Here is a 16,271-nt window from a genome sequence, read left to right as displayed (position 1 = left end):
ACCACACTACGACGGAAGGTCCCCGGGCCCCGCGCCTCGGGGCGGTGCGCCGCTCAGTCGGTCTCGGGGCCCGCGCAGTACGGGCAGTTCTGCTCGACGTCGGTCCACCCGTGCTGCCCGTCGCGGCGGTCCCGGGACGGCGTCGCGGCCTCCGTGCCCACGGCCGGGAGCGAGGAGGTCGGGGTGGAGCGGGGCGGGAGCAGATCGACGGTCATGGTGCGGTCCTCCTGGAGGGTGCTGCCGGGCGGGGCGTCGCCCGGTCCTTCCAGTATCGGGGGCCGCACCCGTGCGGAACAGCGATGTTTTCCGACGCTGATCCGTCAGCCGCGCTGACGGGTCCGTGCGCGGTCGCCGGGCCGGTCGCGGGGCCGGTCGCGGGGCCGGTCGCGGGGCCGGTCGCGGGGCCCCGGTCCCCTGCCCGGAGCGTGCGCGCCGCCCGCGGCCCGGCTCAGAGCCCGGTGAGGACGTCGAGGGCGGTCCGCAGCCCCTGCTCCGCCCGCACCGCGCGGCCCACGCGCTGCGCCCGCTCCCGGCGGGCGAGGGCGTCGCCCACCGCGGGGACCAGGGTCTCCGCGCTCAGCCTCCGGTGCGGGATCGGAGCGGCGGCGACCCCGAGCCGGTGCAGCTGCCGGCCCCAGAAGGGCTGGTCGACGAGGAAGGGCACCACCACGGAGGGGATCCCCGCGCGGGCCACCGTGTGCACGGTCCCGGCGCCACCGTGGTGGACCGCCACCGCGGCGTCCGGGAGCACGGCGTCCAGGGGCGCGCCCGGCACCACGAGCACGTCGTCGCCGCGCCGGTCCTCCGGCAGGGCGAGTCCGCCCCAGCCCGTGACCAGGAGGGTCCGCAGGCCGTGGGCCCGCGCGCTGTCCACGACCGCCCGTCCCCGCGCGGCCGGGTCGCCGGCCGCCATGGAGCCGAAGGTCGCCACCAGGCACGGCCCGCCCCGGACGAATCCGGCCACCGCGGGGTCCGGGGCGGCGGCGCCCGCACCGGCGTGCCAGGCGCCGGTCAGGTGCACCGTGGCCGGCCAGTCGGCGGGTCGCGGCAGCAGCTGCGGGCTGATCCCCATGAGGGTGGCGCGGGACGCCGCGGCGGGTGCGGGCGCCCGGCCGCCGGGCAGCTGCCGGCAGGCGCGCTCGACGTCCCGGCGGAACAGCCGTGCGCCGCTGCGGGGGACCGCGTAGGTGGTCCGGTTGAACCGCCCGAGGTCCTTCGAGACCGTGGGCCCGCCGGGGGCGGAGAACTCGCGGGTGGGGGTCGCCACGGGCACGAACTCGGCCAGCACCCGGGGGACGCCGAGGGCGTCCGCGACGGCCGGCGCCGTGAGGACCAGCGGGTGGTGCAGGACCAGGCCGGGGTCGAACGCGAGGGTCTCCCGCACGGCCGCGGAGAACATCCTCCGCATCCCGGGTCGGACCTCCGCGCGGACGTGGCGCACCGCCGCCCGCGGTGAGGGCCCGGGGACGGCCATCAGCCGGTGGAAGTCCACGTCCAGGCTCACGGTGTCGATCCCGGTGAGGTCGACCCCGCTGTTCGCCGGGACCCCCAGCCGGACGCGGTGGCCCTGTGCCGCGGCGTAGCGCGCCAGGGCCGCGAACGGCTCCACGTCGCCGCGGGTTCCGGAGGTCAGCAGCATCATGCGCACCGCTCCAGTCTGCCCCGCGCACCGGACGGAGCACGAGCCGGCCGTCTACCGCGCCTGCTCCCGCGGGCCGGGCCGGTCCGGCCCCTGCCCCACCGGCCCCGGAACCCACGTAGTCTGGAGGCACCGGGGCTCCCCGGTCATCTGTCGTCCGAGGAGAGCCGCCGCCGTGACCCAGGCAGGATCCGTCCCCGCCGTGCAGCGGATCGTGCACATCGCCCGGCCGGTGCTCTGGGTCAACACCCTGGGCCCCGGCGTGGTGGGGATGTGGCTCGCCGGGTCGCTGTGGCAGTGGGAGGCGCTGCCGCTCCTGCTGTGGCTCACCCTCCCGTTCAACCTGCTGATCTACGGCGTCAACGACGTCTTCGACCAGGACACCGACGCCCTCAACCCGCGCAAGGGCTCGCTCGAGGGGGCGCTGATCGACTCCTCCGAGGTGCGCACGATCTGGACCGCGGTGCTCGTCACCAACGCGCCGTTCCTCGTCTGGTTCGCCGTCGCCCTGTCCCCGGCCGCGCTGGCCTGGATCGTACTGTACGTCCTGGTCTTCGTGCTCTACTCGGCCCCGCCCGTGCGCTTCAAGGCCCGGCCCTTCCTGGACTCGCTGAGCAACGCCGCCTACGCCCTGCCCCTGGTCTTCCTCCCCCTCGCCCTCGGGCAGGCCCCCGTGTGGTCCGCCGCGCTGGGCCTGATGGCCTGGAGCGTGGCCAAGCACGCCTTCGACGCCGTCCAGGACATCGAGGAGGACCGCGCGGTGGCCATCACGACCACGGCCGTCCGGCTCGGCCCGCGCGGGGCGGGCCTGTGGAGCGGCGGCTGGTGGGCCGTGTCCACGCTGTGCTTCGTGCTGGTCAGCCTCCCGGTGGCCGCGGTCAACGCCCTCATCGCCGGGTGGCTCGTGCTGTCCCTCCTGCGGGACCCGCGGCCCGGGACCGGGCACCGGCTGTACCGGCACTCCATCGCCTTCCCCTACGTCGCCGGCTCCGTGGCCGGGGTGCAGCTGACGGTGGCGCTGTACCTGGGGCTGTACCCGTGAGCCGCGTCGTCGTCGTCGGCGGCGGTCTCGGCGGCCTGACCTCGGCCGCCCTGCTCGGCCACGCCGGTCACCAGGTCACCCTGCTCGAGGCCGCCGACCGGCTCGGGGGCAAGAGCCGCCGCATCGAGGCCGCGGGCCAGCGCATGGACACGGGGCCGTCCCTGTTCACGTTCCCGGGCGTGTGGGAGGAGCTCCTCCGCCGCCTGGACCGGCTGCGGGACGCCGCCGCGCCGGCGGGGGACCGCGGGCCGAGGGCCGCGGAGACGGCCGGGCTCGAGCTGGAGCGCCTGCCCGAGGTCGGCACGTACTACTACCGCGGCGACCGGTGCGAGCTGCCCGTCCCGCCCGGGCACCCCTGGCACGCGGCATGGGTCCGCTTCGAGGCCGAGCACGGGCCGCTCGGCCCGGACATCACCCGGCTGCTGACCACGGAGGTGATGGACCGGGCGGCCCGTCCCGCGCTGGGCCGGCTCGGGAGCCTCTACGGGCGGCGGCTCACGACCCGCAGCTACCTCGACAGCCTCACCTGGATGCCCGAGGGCCTGCGCGAGGTCATCGCCATCCACACCCTCAACGCCGGGGTCGGCCCGGCGCGCACCCCGGCCCTGTACGCGAGCATGCCCGCCGTGATGGCACGCGACGGGGTCTGGATCCCCCGGGGCGGCGTGCACGAGCTCGTCGAGGCCCTGCGGCGGCTGGCGGTGGCGTCCGGGGTGGAGATCCGCACCGGTGAACCGGTGACCTCCGTCGCCCGCCGCCGGGTCCGCACGGAGCGGGGCACGTACCCGGCCGACGCCGTGGTCGGCGGGCTGGACGCCCACCGGCTGGACGGGCTGCTCGCCGGGCGCGCGCCCCGGGTGCCGCGCCGGCTCAGCTGCTCGGCGATCGGGATCTACGCGGTGCTCGGCGCCGGGCTGCCCGAGGGGACGCCCCGGCACGGCGTCGTCCTGCCCGACCGCCCGGCCGATCTCTACGCCGACCTGGAGGCCGGGACCGAGCCCGAGCAGACCATGGCGTTCGCGAACTACTACCCGGCGCACGGGGTCTACCCCAACAGCGCTCCCACGCTCGCCGTGCTGCTCACCGCACCGGCCAACGGGAAGTCGTACACCCTCGAGGACCCGTTCGTCGTGCGGGAGCTCGAGCGCACCGCCCGGGTGCTCGGGCTGCCCGGACGGCTTCCGGACCGCTTCCGGAGCACGGAGATCCTGGACCCCGCCCACTTCGCCGCGCACGGCTCGGCGGGCGGCGCGCTGTACGGGGCGGTGCACCCGGCCTGGCGCAGCGGCCCGCTGCACGCCCCGTCCTACACGAGTCCCCTGCGGCCGTGGCTGTGGCGGGTGGGGGCCTCCGTCCACCCGGGCGGCGGGCTGCCGGCGGTGCTGGGCGGGGCGATGGTCTCGACCGACAAGCTGCTGCGGCGCCTGCAGCGGGATCCCGGTCCCGTCCGCGGCCCCCGGCCCGGGCGGCGGGAACCGGTCACCGGCTGAGCTCCCACGCCCAGAGCAGCAGCATCGTCACGAGGAAGCCGGTGACGTAGTTGAGCGACAGGAACCGGCGCCAGCCCCGGTTGGCGCGTTCGCAACCGGCGTCCGTGATGGACAGGAACGGCACGAGGTTGGCGAGGTAGGGCAGCACCAGGAAGGACGCCACCGGCCCGGGCCAGGGGGTGAGCAGCAGGAGCACCCCGGCCGCGAGGTAGAACGCCGCGGCGGCCCACACCGTGCGGCGGGCGCCCAGGACCGTCGCGATCGAGCGCAGCCCGCCCTCCCGGTCCGCCCGGACGTCCTGGACCGCCCCGAAGGCCTGCGAGGCCATCGACCAGAGGAAGAACGCGGCGCACAGGGCCACGAGACCCGGTGACCGGTCCGCCCCGGCGAGCACGAGGCCGTAGACCGCCGGGGACACGAAGTGCGTGGCGGAGGTCGCCGAGTCCAGGAACGGGACCTCCTTGAAGCGCAGCCCCTCGAGGCTGTAGGCGACCACCGCGAAGAGGCTGACCACCAGCACCCCCGCCGCGGCGGCGCCGCCCGCCAGGAACAGGTACGCCAGGAAGGGCAGGGCCACCAGCGCCGAGCCCACGAGGATCATCCGGTGCTCGGACCGGTCCACGAGCGCGCCCTCGACACCGCCCTTGCGGGGGTTGCGGAGGTCGGACTCGTAGTCGAAGACGTCGTTGATCCCGTACATCAGCAGGTTGTACGGGAAGAGGAAGAACAGCGTCCCCACCACGAGGGGCAGGTCCGCCCGGCCGGTGGTCATGACGTAGGCCGCCGCGAAGGGGTAGGCGGTGTTGACCCAGGAGAGCGGCCGGGAGGTGGCCACGAGGGTGCGCACGGTGGCGGCGAGCCGCCCCCGCTCGGCCAGCCCCCACCACAGCGACGGCAGCAGCAGCAGCGCGGCGAGCGGGTACGCGAAGTCCTCGACCGGCACCAGACCGATCCGCAGCTCCGTGATGTGCCCGGCCCCGTAGTCGAAGAACCCGGCGGCGATCATGAGGTTGTCGAAGACCACCGTGAGCACCGCGAGCACCGCGAAGGAGATCCCGAGCACGGCCAGGGCCCGGCGCCGGGGAGGCGCCGGGGAGGGCCTGCGGACCAGCAGGGTGGCCGGGGTCAGGGCGAGCGCGAGGAAGACGGGAATGACGAGGGCGTAGGTCACGGGGCCTCCGCCTTCCCGCGGGCCCGGGCGGAGCGGCGTGCCAGCGCCTTCTCCGTGAGCCGGACCAGGTTCATGGTCAGGTAGCAGAGGAACACGAGGAACACGACCTCCTCGACGGGGATCTGCGGGGCGACCATCCAGCCGGTCGCCCACGCGCTCCGGCTGTGCAGGAAGATCCCGAGGCTGATCCCGGCGACGTCCCAGGCGAGGAAGAACACCAGCCCCGCGAGCAGCACGAGCGCCGCCCGGCGGGGGTCCTGGGCGAAGAACAGCCGCTCGCGCACGTCGAGGAGCACCATCCCGGCCAGGCTGAACAGCAGGAAGCCGAGGTACACGAAGCTCATCCGCGCGGCACCAGGGGTTCTGCCAGGGGACCGGTGGAGGTGTCCCCGCGCAGGTCCTTGAGCAGGATCTCCGCGCTGATCAAGCACATCGGCAGGCCGATGCCGGGGATGGTCGAGGCCCCGCAGTAGTGCAGGCCCGCGACCTTTCGGCTGCGGTTGGCGCCCCGGAAGAACGCGGACTGCTTGAGCACGTGGGCGGGGCCCAGCACGTTGCCGCGCCAGGAGTTGAAGTCCCGGCGGAAGTCCTCGGGGCCCACGGTGTGGCGCACCACGACGCGCTCCCGCAGGTCCGGCACGCCGGCCCACGCCGCGATCTGGTCGATCACCCGGTCCGCGACGGCCTCGACCCGCGCGGAGCCGGTGCCGTCCGGCCCGCCCGCTCCCAGCGCGGGGTCGGCGGGGACGGGGATCAGCACGAAGAGGTTCTCGTGCCCCTCGGGCGCCACGGCGGGGTCGGTCGCCGAGGGCTTGCAGACGTACACGGACGCGGGGTCCGGCACGCTGGTGGGCTCCTCGAAGATCGCCCGGAAGTTCGCGTCCCAGTCCTCGCTGAAGAACAGGCTGTGGTGCGGTAGCCCGGGCAGCTCTCCGCGCACCCCGAGCATCACGAGCACCGCGCCGGGGCCGGTCTGGCGCCGGTCCCAGTACCGCTGCGGGTAGCTCTGCAGCTCGCGCGGGAGCAGCGCGGTCTCGGTGTGGTGCAGGTCCGCGGCCGAGACGACCACGTCCGCGGCGAGCTCGTGCTCGGCCCCGTCCGCGTCCCGCCACACGACGCCGGTGGCCCGGACCGGCCCGTCGGCGGCCGGGGAGGTGCTGATCCGCAGCACGTCCGCCCCCGTCCGGATCCGCGCGCCGTGGGCGAGGGCGAGCCCCTCCACGGCCTCGACGACCCGGCGGAACCCGCCCTGCGGGTACTGGACGGAGTCCGTGAGGTCCATGTGGCTCATGAGGTGGTACAGGGACGGCGTCATCCGGGGCGCGCTGGCCAGGAAGACGGCCGGATACCCCAGCACCTGCCGCAGCCGCGTGTCCTGCACGGTGCGGGCGGCGAGGTCGTGCAGGGACCCGGTGAGGTGGCGGGCGAGCTCCGGCAGGCCCCGCACCACCGGCCGCGTGAGCAGCGGCGTGAACGAGGCGTAGGAGGTGTAGAGGAAGTGGTCGACGGCGAGCTCGTAGGTCCGCTTCGCCGAGGCCAGGTACGCGCGGATCCGCCCGCCCGCCCCGGGCTCCACCGACTCGAACAGCGCCACGGTGTCCTCGAGGTCCGAGCGGATGTCGATCGGCCGCTCGTAGCGCTCGCCCCAGACCCGGTAGGCGGGGTCCAGCCGGACGAGCTCGAGCTCCTCGGCGGCGCTGGAGCCCATGAGCCGGAAGAAGTGGTCGAAGACCTCCGGCATGAGGTACCAGGAGGGCCCGGTGTCGAAGCGGAACCCGTCCCGCTCGAGCAGCCCGGCGCGCCCGCCGGTCGCGCTCCCGCGCTCCAGGACGGTCACGTCCCAGCCGTCCTTCGCGAGCAGGCCCGCGGCGGCCAGTCCGGCGATCCCCGCGCCCACCACCACGGCACGGCGTCCTCGGGGCGCGGGGGCGCGACGCCGGGCGCGCGCCCGGACCACGGCGGCCGCGGCGAGCCCGGCCTTGCGCGGGTTCGGCACGCGGATGCGGGAGCTCAGCAGCTCCCGGGCAGGGGTGGCGCGGATCCGCACGGACAGCTCCCGGAACAGGTCGTGGGCGGCGAGGACGGCGGCGCGGGAGGACCGGGGGAGGTCGTCGATGACCGCGCGGGCGGCTGCGAGGTCGGCGTCGATGTCGTCGAGGAGGCGGTTCTTCTCGGCCTCGGAGAACTCCCCGGGCTCCACGCCGGGGAAGTACACGCGGCCGAGCTCCCCGTAGTCCTCCGCCAGGTCGCGCAGGAAGTTGACCTTCTGGAACGCCGCCCCCAGCCGCCGGGCCCCCGCCACGAGCTGCGCCCGGCGCTGCTCGGGCACGGGGCGACCGGCCAGGAACACCTGCAGGCACATCAGCCCCACGACCTCGGCCGAGCCGTACACGTACTCGTCGAGGGAGTCGGCGCTGTGCCGGTCCGCGCTGAGGTCGGCGCGCATCGACGCGAAGAACGGGCGCACGAGCTCGGGACCGATCCCGGCCCGGCGGGCCGCGCGGGCGAAGGCGTGCACCACGAGGTTGCTGCTGAAGCCCCGCTCGATCGCGCCGTACGTCTCCTCCTCGAGGGCGTCCAGGAGCTCCCGCGACCCGCGGGGCGGGACGCCGGCGCCGGCGCTGGCGCCGTCGACGATCTCGTCGGCGATCCGCACCAGCGCGTAGACGGCGTAGACGTCCGGGCGGATCTCCGGTCCCAGCAGGCGGCAGGCGAGCCCGAAGGACGTGGAGTAGCGGCGGATGACGGTCGCGGCCGCCTGCTGGGCGGTGTCGTCGTAGCGGGCGGCGGCCTCGGCCGGTGACCCGGTGTGCTGGGCGGCGGTCACCGGATGCGCTCCGTGGCCCCGGCGACGATGCGCCGCAGGTCCTGCTCGAGGGACGCGGGCAGCCCCGCGGCGTCGAGCAGGGCCCGGGCCTCGTCCGCGCACTCGGTGACCATGGCCTCGACCTCCCGCCGGGCCCCGCACCGCTCGAGCAGCTCCCGGGCCCGGAGGGCCTGCTCCCCGCTGATCTCGTGGCGGCCCAGGATCGCGTCGAGCTCCTCGCCGGCGGGGGTGCACAGGGCGGCGGCGACGAGCATGGTCCGCTTGCCCTCCCGCAGGTCGCTGAGCACGGACTTGCCCGTGGCCTCCGGATCCCCGAAGACCCCGAGCAGGTCGTCCACGAGCTGGTAGGCGGTGCCCACGGTCCGGCCCAGGCGGCCGAGCACCTCCACGTCCCCCGCGGGGGCCCCGCCCAGCACTCCCCCGGCCTGCAGGGGGGTCTCGAAGGAGTAGACCGCCGTCTTCAGGCACGTCGCCGCGAGGACCTGCTCGCGGCCCGGGCGGGCGCCGGGCAGCGCGTGGTCCACGTCGAGCAGCTCGCCCGCGGCCGAGGAGAACAGGGCGGCGTCGAGCAGGTCGAGGAGGCGGGGCAGCCGTTCGGGCGAGAGCCCGGAGCGGGCCACGAGCCGGTACGCGCCGGCGAGGGCGAGGTCCCCCGCGATGACGCCCACGCTCGCGCCGTACTGGCGCGCCTGGTCCTGCCCCGAGCCCGACGCGAACGCGCGGGTGGCGGCGGCGGCGTTGATCGTGGGCTGGTGCCGGCGCTGCTCGTCCTGGTCGATGACGTCGTCGTGGACGATGAGGGCGGTGTGCAGCAGCTCGAACGCCGCGCCGACGGCCTCGACCACGGGCTCCGGCTCGGGCGCGGGATAGGCGCCGGCCGTGAGACGGACGAGGTGCGGGCGGATCCGCTTGCCCCCGGAGCTGAGCCGGGCGACCTCGCCCCACAGCCGGGCGAAGCCGGGGTCCACGGCCTCCGCGCGACCGGTGGCCTCGGCCAGGAACTCCTCCAGGACGGGAACCGGGGCGGGTTCCCCGCCGCCGTGCCCGGTCCGTGTCCCGGTGCCCTGCCGGGCGCTCGGAAAGGCCGATTCGCGCGAGAAGACCGTCACCATTCCCCCATTCCACCACAGTCCTTCGAAAATCGAATCAATCGTCCGCGTCACGCCGGGCGCGGGACCGCTCCGGGTTCCGCCGGCGCGGCCCCCTGCTCCTCGGCGACCCCCGTCGCCGAGCCCTCCCCCGCCGCCGGGCCCTCCCCCGCCCGGCGGCCGGCCCGCCGGACCGCGTCGGTGAGCTGGGGCAGGCGCCGCCGCAGCACCTCGATCTCCTCGTCGGTGCAGTCGTCGAGCACCGCCAGGACCTCCTCGCCCATGGCCGAGAACATCTGCCGGCCGGAGCGGTAGGCCTGGTCGGTGGCCTGCAGGCTGACCTCCCGCCGGTCCCGGGGATCGACCGCGCGCACCAGGTGGCCCGCGGAGACCAGGCGCTTGATCACCGACGTGGTCGCCGAGCCGCTCAGCACGAGCCGCTGGGCGATGTCGCCGGCGCGGATCGGCCGGCCCGCACGGTTGGCCTGCATGACCTCGTTGAGGGCGTGGACGTCCTTGTGCGCCAGGCCGAAACGGCGGCGGACCTGGTCCGCGTAGCGCTCCGCCTCGGTGCTGAAGTGCTGCAGCAGGAAGAGCACGTCGAACCCCCGCCGTCCCTGGTGCGGGTTGCCGCCCGGGATCCGGTCCGGCGCCTCGGCGCCGGACGTGCTATTCGTGCCCTCGTCGGACTGCATGTCCCGATTCTAGGGCGCGGGCACGGGAGAATGGGGCCATGACCGACAGCAGAGACCACGCCGGCCCGGAACTCCCGCCGCCGGAGGCGCCCGGGAGCCCGGCGGTGTCCGTGGTGGTGCCGGCCCGGGACGACGCCGTGCACCTCGCGCGGTGCCTGCGGCTGCTCGCGGCGCAGACCCGGCCGCCGGACGAGATCGTGGTGGTGGACAACGCCTCGAGCGACGGCACCGCCGAGGTCGCCCGCGCCGCCGGGGCCCGCGTGGTGTTCGAGCCCGTGCCGGGCATCCCGCCCGCCGCCGCCGCCGGCTACGACGCCGCCCGGGGCGACGTGGTGGTGCGCTGCGACGCGGACAGCCTCCCCGGCCCGGAGTGGATCGCCGGGCTGCTCGCGGCCCTCGGATCCCGCCCGGACGTGGTCGCCGTGGCCGGCCCCGGCCGCTTCCACGGCCTCCCGCCCGGCGTCGACCGGCTGCTGTCCGTGCTCTACATGGGCCTGTACGTGCTCAGCACGGCCGCCGCGCTGGCCCACCCACCCCTGTTCGGCACGAACATGGCGATGCGCCGGTCCTGGTGGCTCGAGGTGCGGGACCGCGTCCACCGGCAGGACCCGGAGCTGCACGACGACCTGGACCTCAGTTTCCGGCTGGACCCCGGGCACCGGATCCTCTTCCGGCCCGGCCTGTCCGTGGGCATGTCCCCCCGGGCGCTGCGGGGCGGTCGCCCCGCCGTCCGCCGGCTGGCGCGCGGCTTCCGGACGATCCGGCTGAACTGGGCCGACGAGCGCCCGTGGGAGCGGTGGCAGGCGCGCCTGGGGCACCGGCCGGGCGGGGGCCGCGGATGAGCCGGCTCGCGCTCGCGGTGCGGTGGCTCGGCCCCCTCTCCGTGCTGCTCACCATTCTGTTCTTCGACCTCGTGGGCGCCTCCGTCATGATGCTCGTGTGCCTGGCCGTCACCATCACCTGGCGGGCCCGGCTGCCGGCGGCCCTGGAGATCACCACGGACCTGACGCTGCTGCTCGCGGCCTGGAGCTCCGTGTTCCTGCTCTACGAGGAGCTCGAGCACTGGGACCTGGTCGTCCACTTCGCGGCCACCGCCGTGCTGGCCGAGCTCGCGTTCCGCGCCCTCGAGCGCTGGTCCCGGCTCTCGTCCCCGGGCCCGGTGTCCCACGTGGTGGTGGTCAGCTCCCTGGGCGCGGCACTGGCCCTCGTGTGGGAGTACCTCGAGTTCGCCGGCTTCTACCTGGTGGACCCCCAGGTGAACGTGGGCTATCTGGACACCATGGGCGATCTGGCCGCCGGCCACGCCGGGTCGCTCGTCGCCGGCATCCTCGGCACCTGGGCGCGGCAGCGGGCGGGCGCCGGAGGGAAGCCGCGCGCCACGGAGCGACCGGGCAGCACAGCGCGACCGGGCAGCACAGCGCGACCGGGCAGCACAGCGCGACCGGGCGGCACGCAGCGATCCGGCACCGTGCGGAGGCCGGGCAGCACCGAGGACCAAGACACCACCGAGAAGAAGGACTGACCCATGTTCTGGACGAACCTGCTCAAGACCACCGTGCAGACGGGGGCCGCCGCCGCGGCCGGCACCGCGGCCTCCGCCGGGGTGGACAGCCCCTGGTACCGGCACCTGCGCAAGCCCGCGCTGCAGCCGCCGGCCGCCGTCTTCCCGGTCGTGTGGACCGCGCTCTACGCGGACCTGGCGATCACCTCCGCCGCCGTGCTCACCGAGCTGCAGCGGCAGGCCGGCCCGGGCCTGCACCGCCGCGGCTCGCGGGTGCGCACGATCCGGCGGCCGGTGCGTCCCCCGTCCGAGGCGGCGCGGCTCGAGCGCGGCTACCGCCGGGCGCTCGCGCTGAACCTCGCCCTGAACGCGGGCTGGAGCTGGGTCTTCTTCACGAAGCACGACACGGCCCTGGCCACGGCGACGGCCGCGGCGCTGACCGTCAGCACCGCCGACCTCGCACGCCGTGCGGCGCAGGCACGCCCGCTCCACGGCGCCGCGCTGCTCCCCTACGCCGGCTGGTGCGGCTTCGCGACCGTCCTGAGCGCCCGCATCCACCAGCTCAACGCCTGAGCCGGGCCGTCCCCGGCGCCGGCCGGGCCCGGTCAGCGGGAGGAGATCGTGATCCCGCCGTGGCGGTAGCGGATCGTTCCGCCCTGGAAGTGCTGGACGACCGAGTCCCCGGAGCGGTGCTCCGGGGACACCGGGTAGCCCAGGCGGCCCTGCTCGCCTCCGAGGTCGATGTGGGCCCGGCCGATCGCCCCGCGCACGGGCTGCGCGCCGGTGGCGGGTGACCACAGGACCCGTCCCCGCTCGAAGTCCTGCCGCGCCCCGCCCAGACCGCCGCGCTCGCGGCCCAGCGGGTACCCCAGCAGACCCGTCTCCGCGCCCAGGGCCGCCCAGCGCCGGCCGATGGCCCCCCGCACGGCGGCCCCGCCGGTTCCGGCGCTCCAGACGACCGTGCCCCCCTGGAAGAGCTGCTGCACGCCCCCGGCGCCGTTGCTCCGCTCCCCGGACCGCGGATAGCCGAGGACGCCGTTGACGCCACCGGCCCGGTGCCAGGCGCTCCGCACGCCGCCGTGCACCCACCGGGCGCCGGAGTCCGGGCTCCAGTAGATCGCTCCGCGCTCGAACTCCTGGTAGCAGCCCTCCTGCGCGAGACCGCACCGTTCGTGCGAGCGCGGCGCCCCGGTGGACGAGCCGATCCGGGTGTGGAGCCACCCGATGGCGCCCTGCGCGGTGTAGCCCTCCTGGAGCGTGGCCCGGGCCACGGCGGCTCTGGGGTGCACGAGCCCGGCGCCGCAGCCGCCCGGGCAGGGCCCGGGCAGCGGCCGGGCCGTGGCGGCCAGGACGTCCTTGACCTGGGCCGGGGAGAGGGACGGATCCGTCTCGCGGACCAGGGCCACGATCCCGGCGACCGTGGGGCTGGCCATCGACGTGCCGTACTTGTAGGAGTAGGAGCCGCTGCCGGGCCGGGCGCTCCCGGCGTTGGCGGTGGAGAGGATCTGCCGGGAGGGGTCCCCGCCCGGGGCTGCCAGCGTGACCCTGCCCCAGTTGGAGTACCCGGCACGCGCGCCCTGAGCGGTGGTGGCGGCCACGGTGATCACACCCCGGCAGTTGGCCGGGGACTCCTCCCGGGCGTCGCGGTCGTTGTTGCCCGCCGCCACGACCACGCTCGTCCCGCGGGCGAGGGCCCGGTCGATCCCCTCCTGCAGGACGGCCGGGCACGTGCTGGACCGGAAGCCGAGGCTGAGGTTCACGACGGTCGCCGGGTGGGGGTTCGCCGGGACGCCCTCGACGTCGTGGCCCGCGGCCCAGGCGATCGCCACGGCGATGTCCGAGATGTACCCGTCCCCGCAGGCCCCGAGGGCGCGCACCGGCAGCAGCTTCGCGTCGTAGGCGACACCGGCCACGCCGGTGGTGTTGTTCCCCCGTGCCGCCGCGATGCCGGCCGTGTGCGTGCCGTGCCAGGAGGAGGTCCTGGCCGCGGAGCCGGACCAGCACTCGTCCAGGCCCGCGTAGTCGCCCTCGTCCTGGGGGTCCGGATCCCATCCGTCGCCGTCGCGGGAGTGGCCCGGCTGCACACCGCCGGCGTGCAGGGAGACGAAGTCGTGGCCCGGCAGGACGTTGGCGTCCAGGTCCGGGTGGGGCGTGATCCCGGTGTCCACGACCGCGATGGTCTGGCCCGCACCGGTGGCCCGGTCCCACGCGGCGGGCAGGTCGAGGCCCGCCACCGAGGGCCGGAGGTTCCACTGGGACGTCGCGTAGTAGGGGTCGTCGGGCACCGCGGCGATGCCCGCGAGGTGGTCCGGCTCGGCGTACTCGACGGCCGGGTCCTCCTCGAGGGCGGCGGTCAGGGTCTGGAGCTGCCGCGCGTCGAGGAGCCCGTCCGCCGCCACGACCCGGGCCGAGTGCACGGTCTCGCTGACCTCGTCCAGCCGGGGCGCGGTCCCCCCGGACCCGCCCGCCGCCGCGCCCCGCGGCAGGGCCTGCTCCGCGGCCTCCGCGTAGACGCGCTCCCGGGTCCGCGGGGCGGCCTCCGCGCCGTCCCGGAACTTCACGACCACCCGGTCGGTCGCGCCGGTGCGCCGGGGCTCGTCCGCGCCGGACTCCTCCGTCCCGGGGACTTCCGCCCCGGCCCCTTCCGTCCCGGGGACTTCCGCCCCGAGGTCTTCCGCCCCGGGTGCGTGCCGGGACGGGACCGGCACGGTGGTGTCCACGGGGGGCCGGGCGGCTGCGGGGACGGCGGCACCGACCAGGGTCAGGACCAGGGCGGCCGCCAGGGCGCGGCCGGGGAAGGACGTCATGGATGCTCCAGCCGGTGGGGGGTGCGGCGCGCGGCGAGGACCCGCAGCGCACCGGCCGCGAAGGGGGGTGGGGTCGGCGCCGCTGCGCTCAGCGTACGGAGCGGTTGCTTCTGTTACCGAATGGGAAGTTCCATGCGTTTCACTGTACTTGCGGAGGTGGCCCGGAGAACCGGGCCGCGGACGACGACGGCGCCGCCCACCCCCAGGGGTGGACGGCGCCGCAGGGCCGGGGCGTCAGCGGGTGGAGGTGATCTCCCACCACCGGTTCGGCAGGTCCGGCTGCCAGCGAGCACCCTGGCCGGCGTTCCAGACGATCCATCCCCGGGCGAACTCCTGGAAGCACGGGGTGCCGCCCAGGGCGCACAGCTCGCGGGAGCGGGCCTCACCGGCGGTCGTGCCGATCTTGCGGTGCAGCGTGCCGATGCCGCCCCGGGTGGTGAAGGGCTTGCCGCCCTGCACCGCGATCAGCGCGGAGACCGGGTCCACGATTCCCGCGCCGCACCCCGGCGCGCACCCACCGGGGGCCTGCCGGGCCGTGGAGGTCAGTGCGTCCCGCAGGCCCGCCACGCCCAGCCGGGGCGAGAGCTGGCGGAGCTGCGCCACGGCGCCGGAGACGGCGGGCGCCGCCATGGAGGTGCCGTTGCGCTCCGTGTACGTGGGCGCCCCGAGGCCCTGGGTCCCGGCGTTGCCGGTGGAGAGGATCTGCGCGTAGGGATCGCCGCCCGGGGCCGCGAGCGTGACCGAGCCGAAGTTGGAGTAGGGGGCCAGGGCGCCCGCGACGTCGGTCGCGGCGACCGAGATCACGCCGGCGCAGTTGGCCGGCGCGGACTGCGCGGCGTCCACACCCTGGTTGCCCGCGGCCGCGACCACGGGGATCCCCCGGCCCAGGGCCTCGCTGATCGCGGACTGCAGCACCGCCGGGCACTCCCCCGGCACGCCGAGGCTGAGGTTGATGACGGTCGCGGGGTTCGGGTTGGCGGCGGCGCCCGCCACCGGGGCACCACTGGCCCACCGGATGCCCGCGGCGACGTCGGTGATGTACCCCTGGCTGCAGGCGCCCACGGCGCGCACGGGGAGGATCTTCGCGTCCGGGGCCACGCCCGAGATGCCCACGCCGTTGTTCGCGTCGGCCGCGGCGACGCCGGCCGTGTGGGTGCCGTGCCAGGTGGCGCTCACCGGCATGGGGCTGTTGGGGCACAGCACGGAGTCCGGGTGGTCGCCCATGTCGGTCGGGTCCGCGTCCCACCCGTCGCCGTCCCGGCCGTTCTGGGCCGTGGAGACGAAGTCGTAGCCGGGCAGGACGTTCGCGTCCAGGTCGGGGTGGGAGGTGATGCCGGTGTCCACGATCGCGATGGTCTGCCCGGCGCCGGTGGCCCGGTCCCACGCGAGGGGCATGCCCAGCCCGGCCGGGTCGTCCCACAGGCTCCACTGCAGCGTCGCGTAGGACGGGTCGTTCGGCACCGCGGCGGTGGTCGCCAGCAGGTCCGGCTCCGCGTACTCGACGGCGGGGTCCTGCTCCAGGGCGGTGGTGAGCGCCTCGAGCTCGTCGCCGGCCAGCATCGCGCCGGTGCGCACCACCTGTGCGCCGTCCGCGGTGGCCGCGGTCTCCACGAGCCCGGCGTCCCCGGAGCGGCCGGCCGCCTGCGCGTACACGACGTCGCGCGAGTCCTCGGGGACGGCCTCCTCGTGGAACTTCACGACGAGGCGGTCCGTCGCCCGGGCCGACCCCGGGGCGGGAGCCGCTCCGGGATCGGTCCCGGCGGCCTCGGGAACCGGCTGCGAGGCCGGGGCCCCGGGCAGTGCGGTCCCGGTCGTCGCCGCGGCGGAGCCCAGCGGGACGAGCGCGAGTGCGGCCGCGAGCGCGAGCGCGGCGGTGGTGCGGGTGGTCGTCAAGGATTCCTCCGGCCGTCGGGACGGGAGGCGGCACGGCGCGCACAGCCCACCCCCCGATGGACTGGAGCGAGAGCGATCCCCCTGCGGAAACGGAGCCCCCACTCCTGTGCTCCGACCA

At 75.9% G+C, this 16,271-nt stretch carries 14 protein-coding genes; 5 read left to right on the top strand and 9 right to left on the bottom strand.

Annotation, left to right across the window (positions count from 1 at the left end):
• Positions 1–53: 53 nt before the first annotated feature.
• Positions 54–215, bottom strand: a complete 162-nt coding sequence (locus AVL61_RS17775) for a hypothetical protein (protein WP_157571290.1) — start codon at positions 213–215, stop codon at positions 54–56.
• Between the two features lie 233 nt (positions 216–448).
• Positions 449–1,642, bottom strand: coding sequence for a glycosyltransferase (locus AVL61_RS04815; RefSeq protein WP_058873179.1), 1,194 nt, complete (start codon positions 1,640–1,642; stop codon positions 449–451).
• 172 nt (positions 1,643–1,814) lie between these two features.
• Between AVL61_RS04815 and AVL61_RS04810 the strand changes: the two genes are divergently transcribed.
• Positions 1,815–2,681: a UbiA family prenyltransferase gene (locus AVL61_RS04810; RefSeq protein WP_058873178.1), complete on the top strand. Its 867-nt coding sequence runs from the start codon at positions 1,815–1,817 to the stop codon at positions 2,679–2,681.
• On the top strand, positions 2,678–4,171 hold the full coding sequence (locus AVL61_RS04805) for a phytoene desaturase family protein (protein ID WP_058873177.1): 1,494 nt from the start codon (positions 2,678–2,680) through the stop codon (positions 4,169–4,171). Before AVL61_RS04810 ends, AVL61_RS04805 begins: the two co-directional genes overlap by 4 nt.
• Here the strand turns inward: AVL61_RS04805 and AVL61_RS04800 are convergent.
• Genes AVL61_RS04800 through AVL61_RS04780 form a run of 5 tightly spaced genes read right to left on the bottom strand, consistent with a single transcriptional unit; the run spans position 4,161 to position 9,952 of the window.
• Positions 4,161–5,342 (bottom strand): prenyltransferase, encoded by a 1,182-nt coding sequence (locus AVL61_RS04800; RefSeq protein ID WP_058873176.1) that lies wholly within the window; start codon positions 5,340–5,342, stop codon positions 4,161–4,163. The two genes, AVL61_RS04805 and AVL61_RS04800, sit on opposite strands and share 11 nt — an antisense overlap.
• Entirely contained in the window at positions 5,339–5,686 is a 348-nt protein-coding gene (locus AVL61_RS04795; protein WP_058873175.1) for a lycopene cyclase domain-containing protein, read from the bottom strand. The genes AVL61_RS04800 and AVL61_RS04795 overlap by 4 nt, the downstream gene beginning before the upstream one ends.
• The gene (crtI, locus tag AVL61_RS04790; RefSeq protein ID WP_082696955.1) at positions 5,683–8,169 is read right to left on the bottom strand and encodes a phytoene desaturase family protein; all 2,487 of its coding nucleotides are present in this window, start codon (positions 8,167–8,169) and stop codon (positions 5,683–5,685) included. Before crtI ends, AVL61_RS04795 begins: the two co-directional genes overlap by 4 nt.
• Entirely contained in the window at positions 8,166–9,281 is a 1,116-nt protein-coding gene (locus tag AVL61_RS04785; RefSeq protein ID WP_082696954.1) for a polyprenyl synthetase family protein, read from the bottom strand. The genes crtI and AVL61_RS04785 overlap by 4 nt, the downstream gene beginning before the upstream one ends.
• A 47-nt stretch (positions 9,282–9,328) precedes the next feature.
• Entirely contained in the window at positions 9,329–9,952 is a 624-nt protein-coding gene (locus AVL61_RS04780) for a MarR family winged helix-turn-helix transcriptional regulator (RefSeq protein WP_058873174.1), read from the bottom strand.
• A gap of 38 nt (positions 9,953–9,990) precedes the next feature.
• Here AVL61_RS04780 and AVL61_RS04775 point away from each other — a divergent pair, with 38 nt between their 5' ends.
• The 3 genes from AVL61_RS04775 to AVL61_RS04765 are packed head-to-tail and all read left to right on the top strand — an operon-like array spanning position 9,991 to position 12,026.
• Complete coding sequence (locus AVL61_RS04775; protein ID WP_058873173.1) at positions 9,991–10,794, top strand: glycosyltransferase family A protein; 804 nt, start codon at positions 9,991–9,993, stop codon at positions 10,792–10,794.
• Positions 10,791–11,474 carry a DUF2238 domain-containing protein gene (locus AVL61_RS04770; protein WP_157571289.1) on the top strand — a complete coding sequence of 228 codons (684 nt, stop codon included), beginning with the start codon at positions 10,791–10,793 and terminating at the stop codon, positions 11,472–11,474. The genes AVL61_RS04775 and AVL61_RS04770 overlap by 4 nt, the downstream gene beginning before the upstream one ends.
• A 3-nt stretch (positions 11,475–11,477) precedes the next feature.
• Positions 11,478–12,026, top strand: a complete 549-nt coding sequence (locus tag AVL61_RS04765) for a TspO/MBR family protein (RefSeq protein ID WP_058873171.1) — start codon at positions 11,478–11,480, stop codon at positions 12,024–12,026.
• Between the two features lie 32 nt (positions 12,027–12,058).
• Here the strand turns inward: AVL61_RS04765 and AVL61_RS04760 are convergent, their stop codons facing one another.
• Entirely contained in the window at positions 12,059–14,260 is a 2,202-nt protein-coding gene (locus AVL61_RS04760; RefSeq protein WP_058873170.1) for a S8 family serine peptidase, read from the bottom strand.
• A gap of 234 nt (positions 14,261–14,494) precedes the next feature.
• A complete protein-coding gene (locus tag AVL61_RS04750; RefSeq protein WP_058873168.1) occupies positions 14,495–16,153 on the bottom strand; it encodes a S8 family serine peptidase in 1,659 nt (552 codons plus the stop codon).
• Between the last annotated feature and the right edge of the window lie 118 nt (positions 16,154–16,271).

It is taken from the genome of Kocuria rosea subsp. polaris (assembly GCF_001483755.1).
Classification (GTDB): Bacteria; Actinomycetota; Actinomycetes; order Actinomycetales; family Micrococcaceae; genus Kocuria; species Kocuria cellulosilytica.
This window is presented reverse-complemented; position numbering and strand designations above follow the sequence as displayed.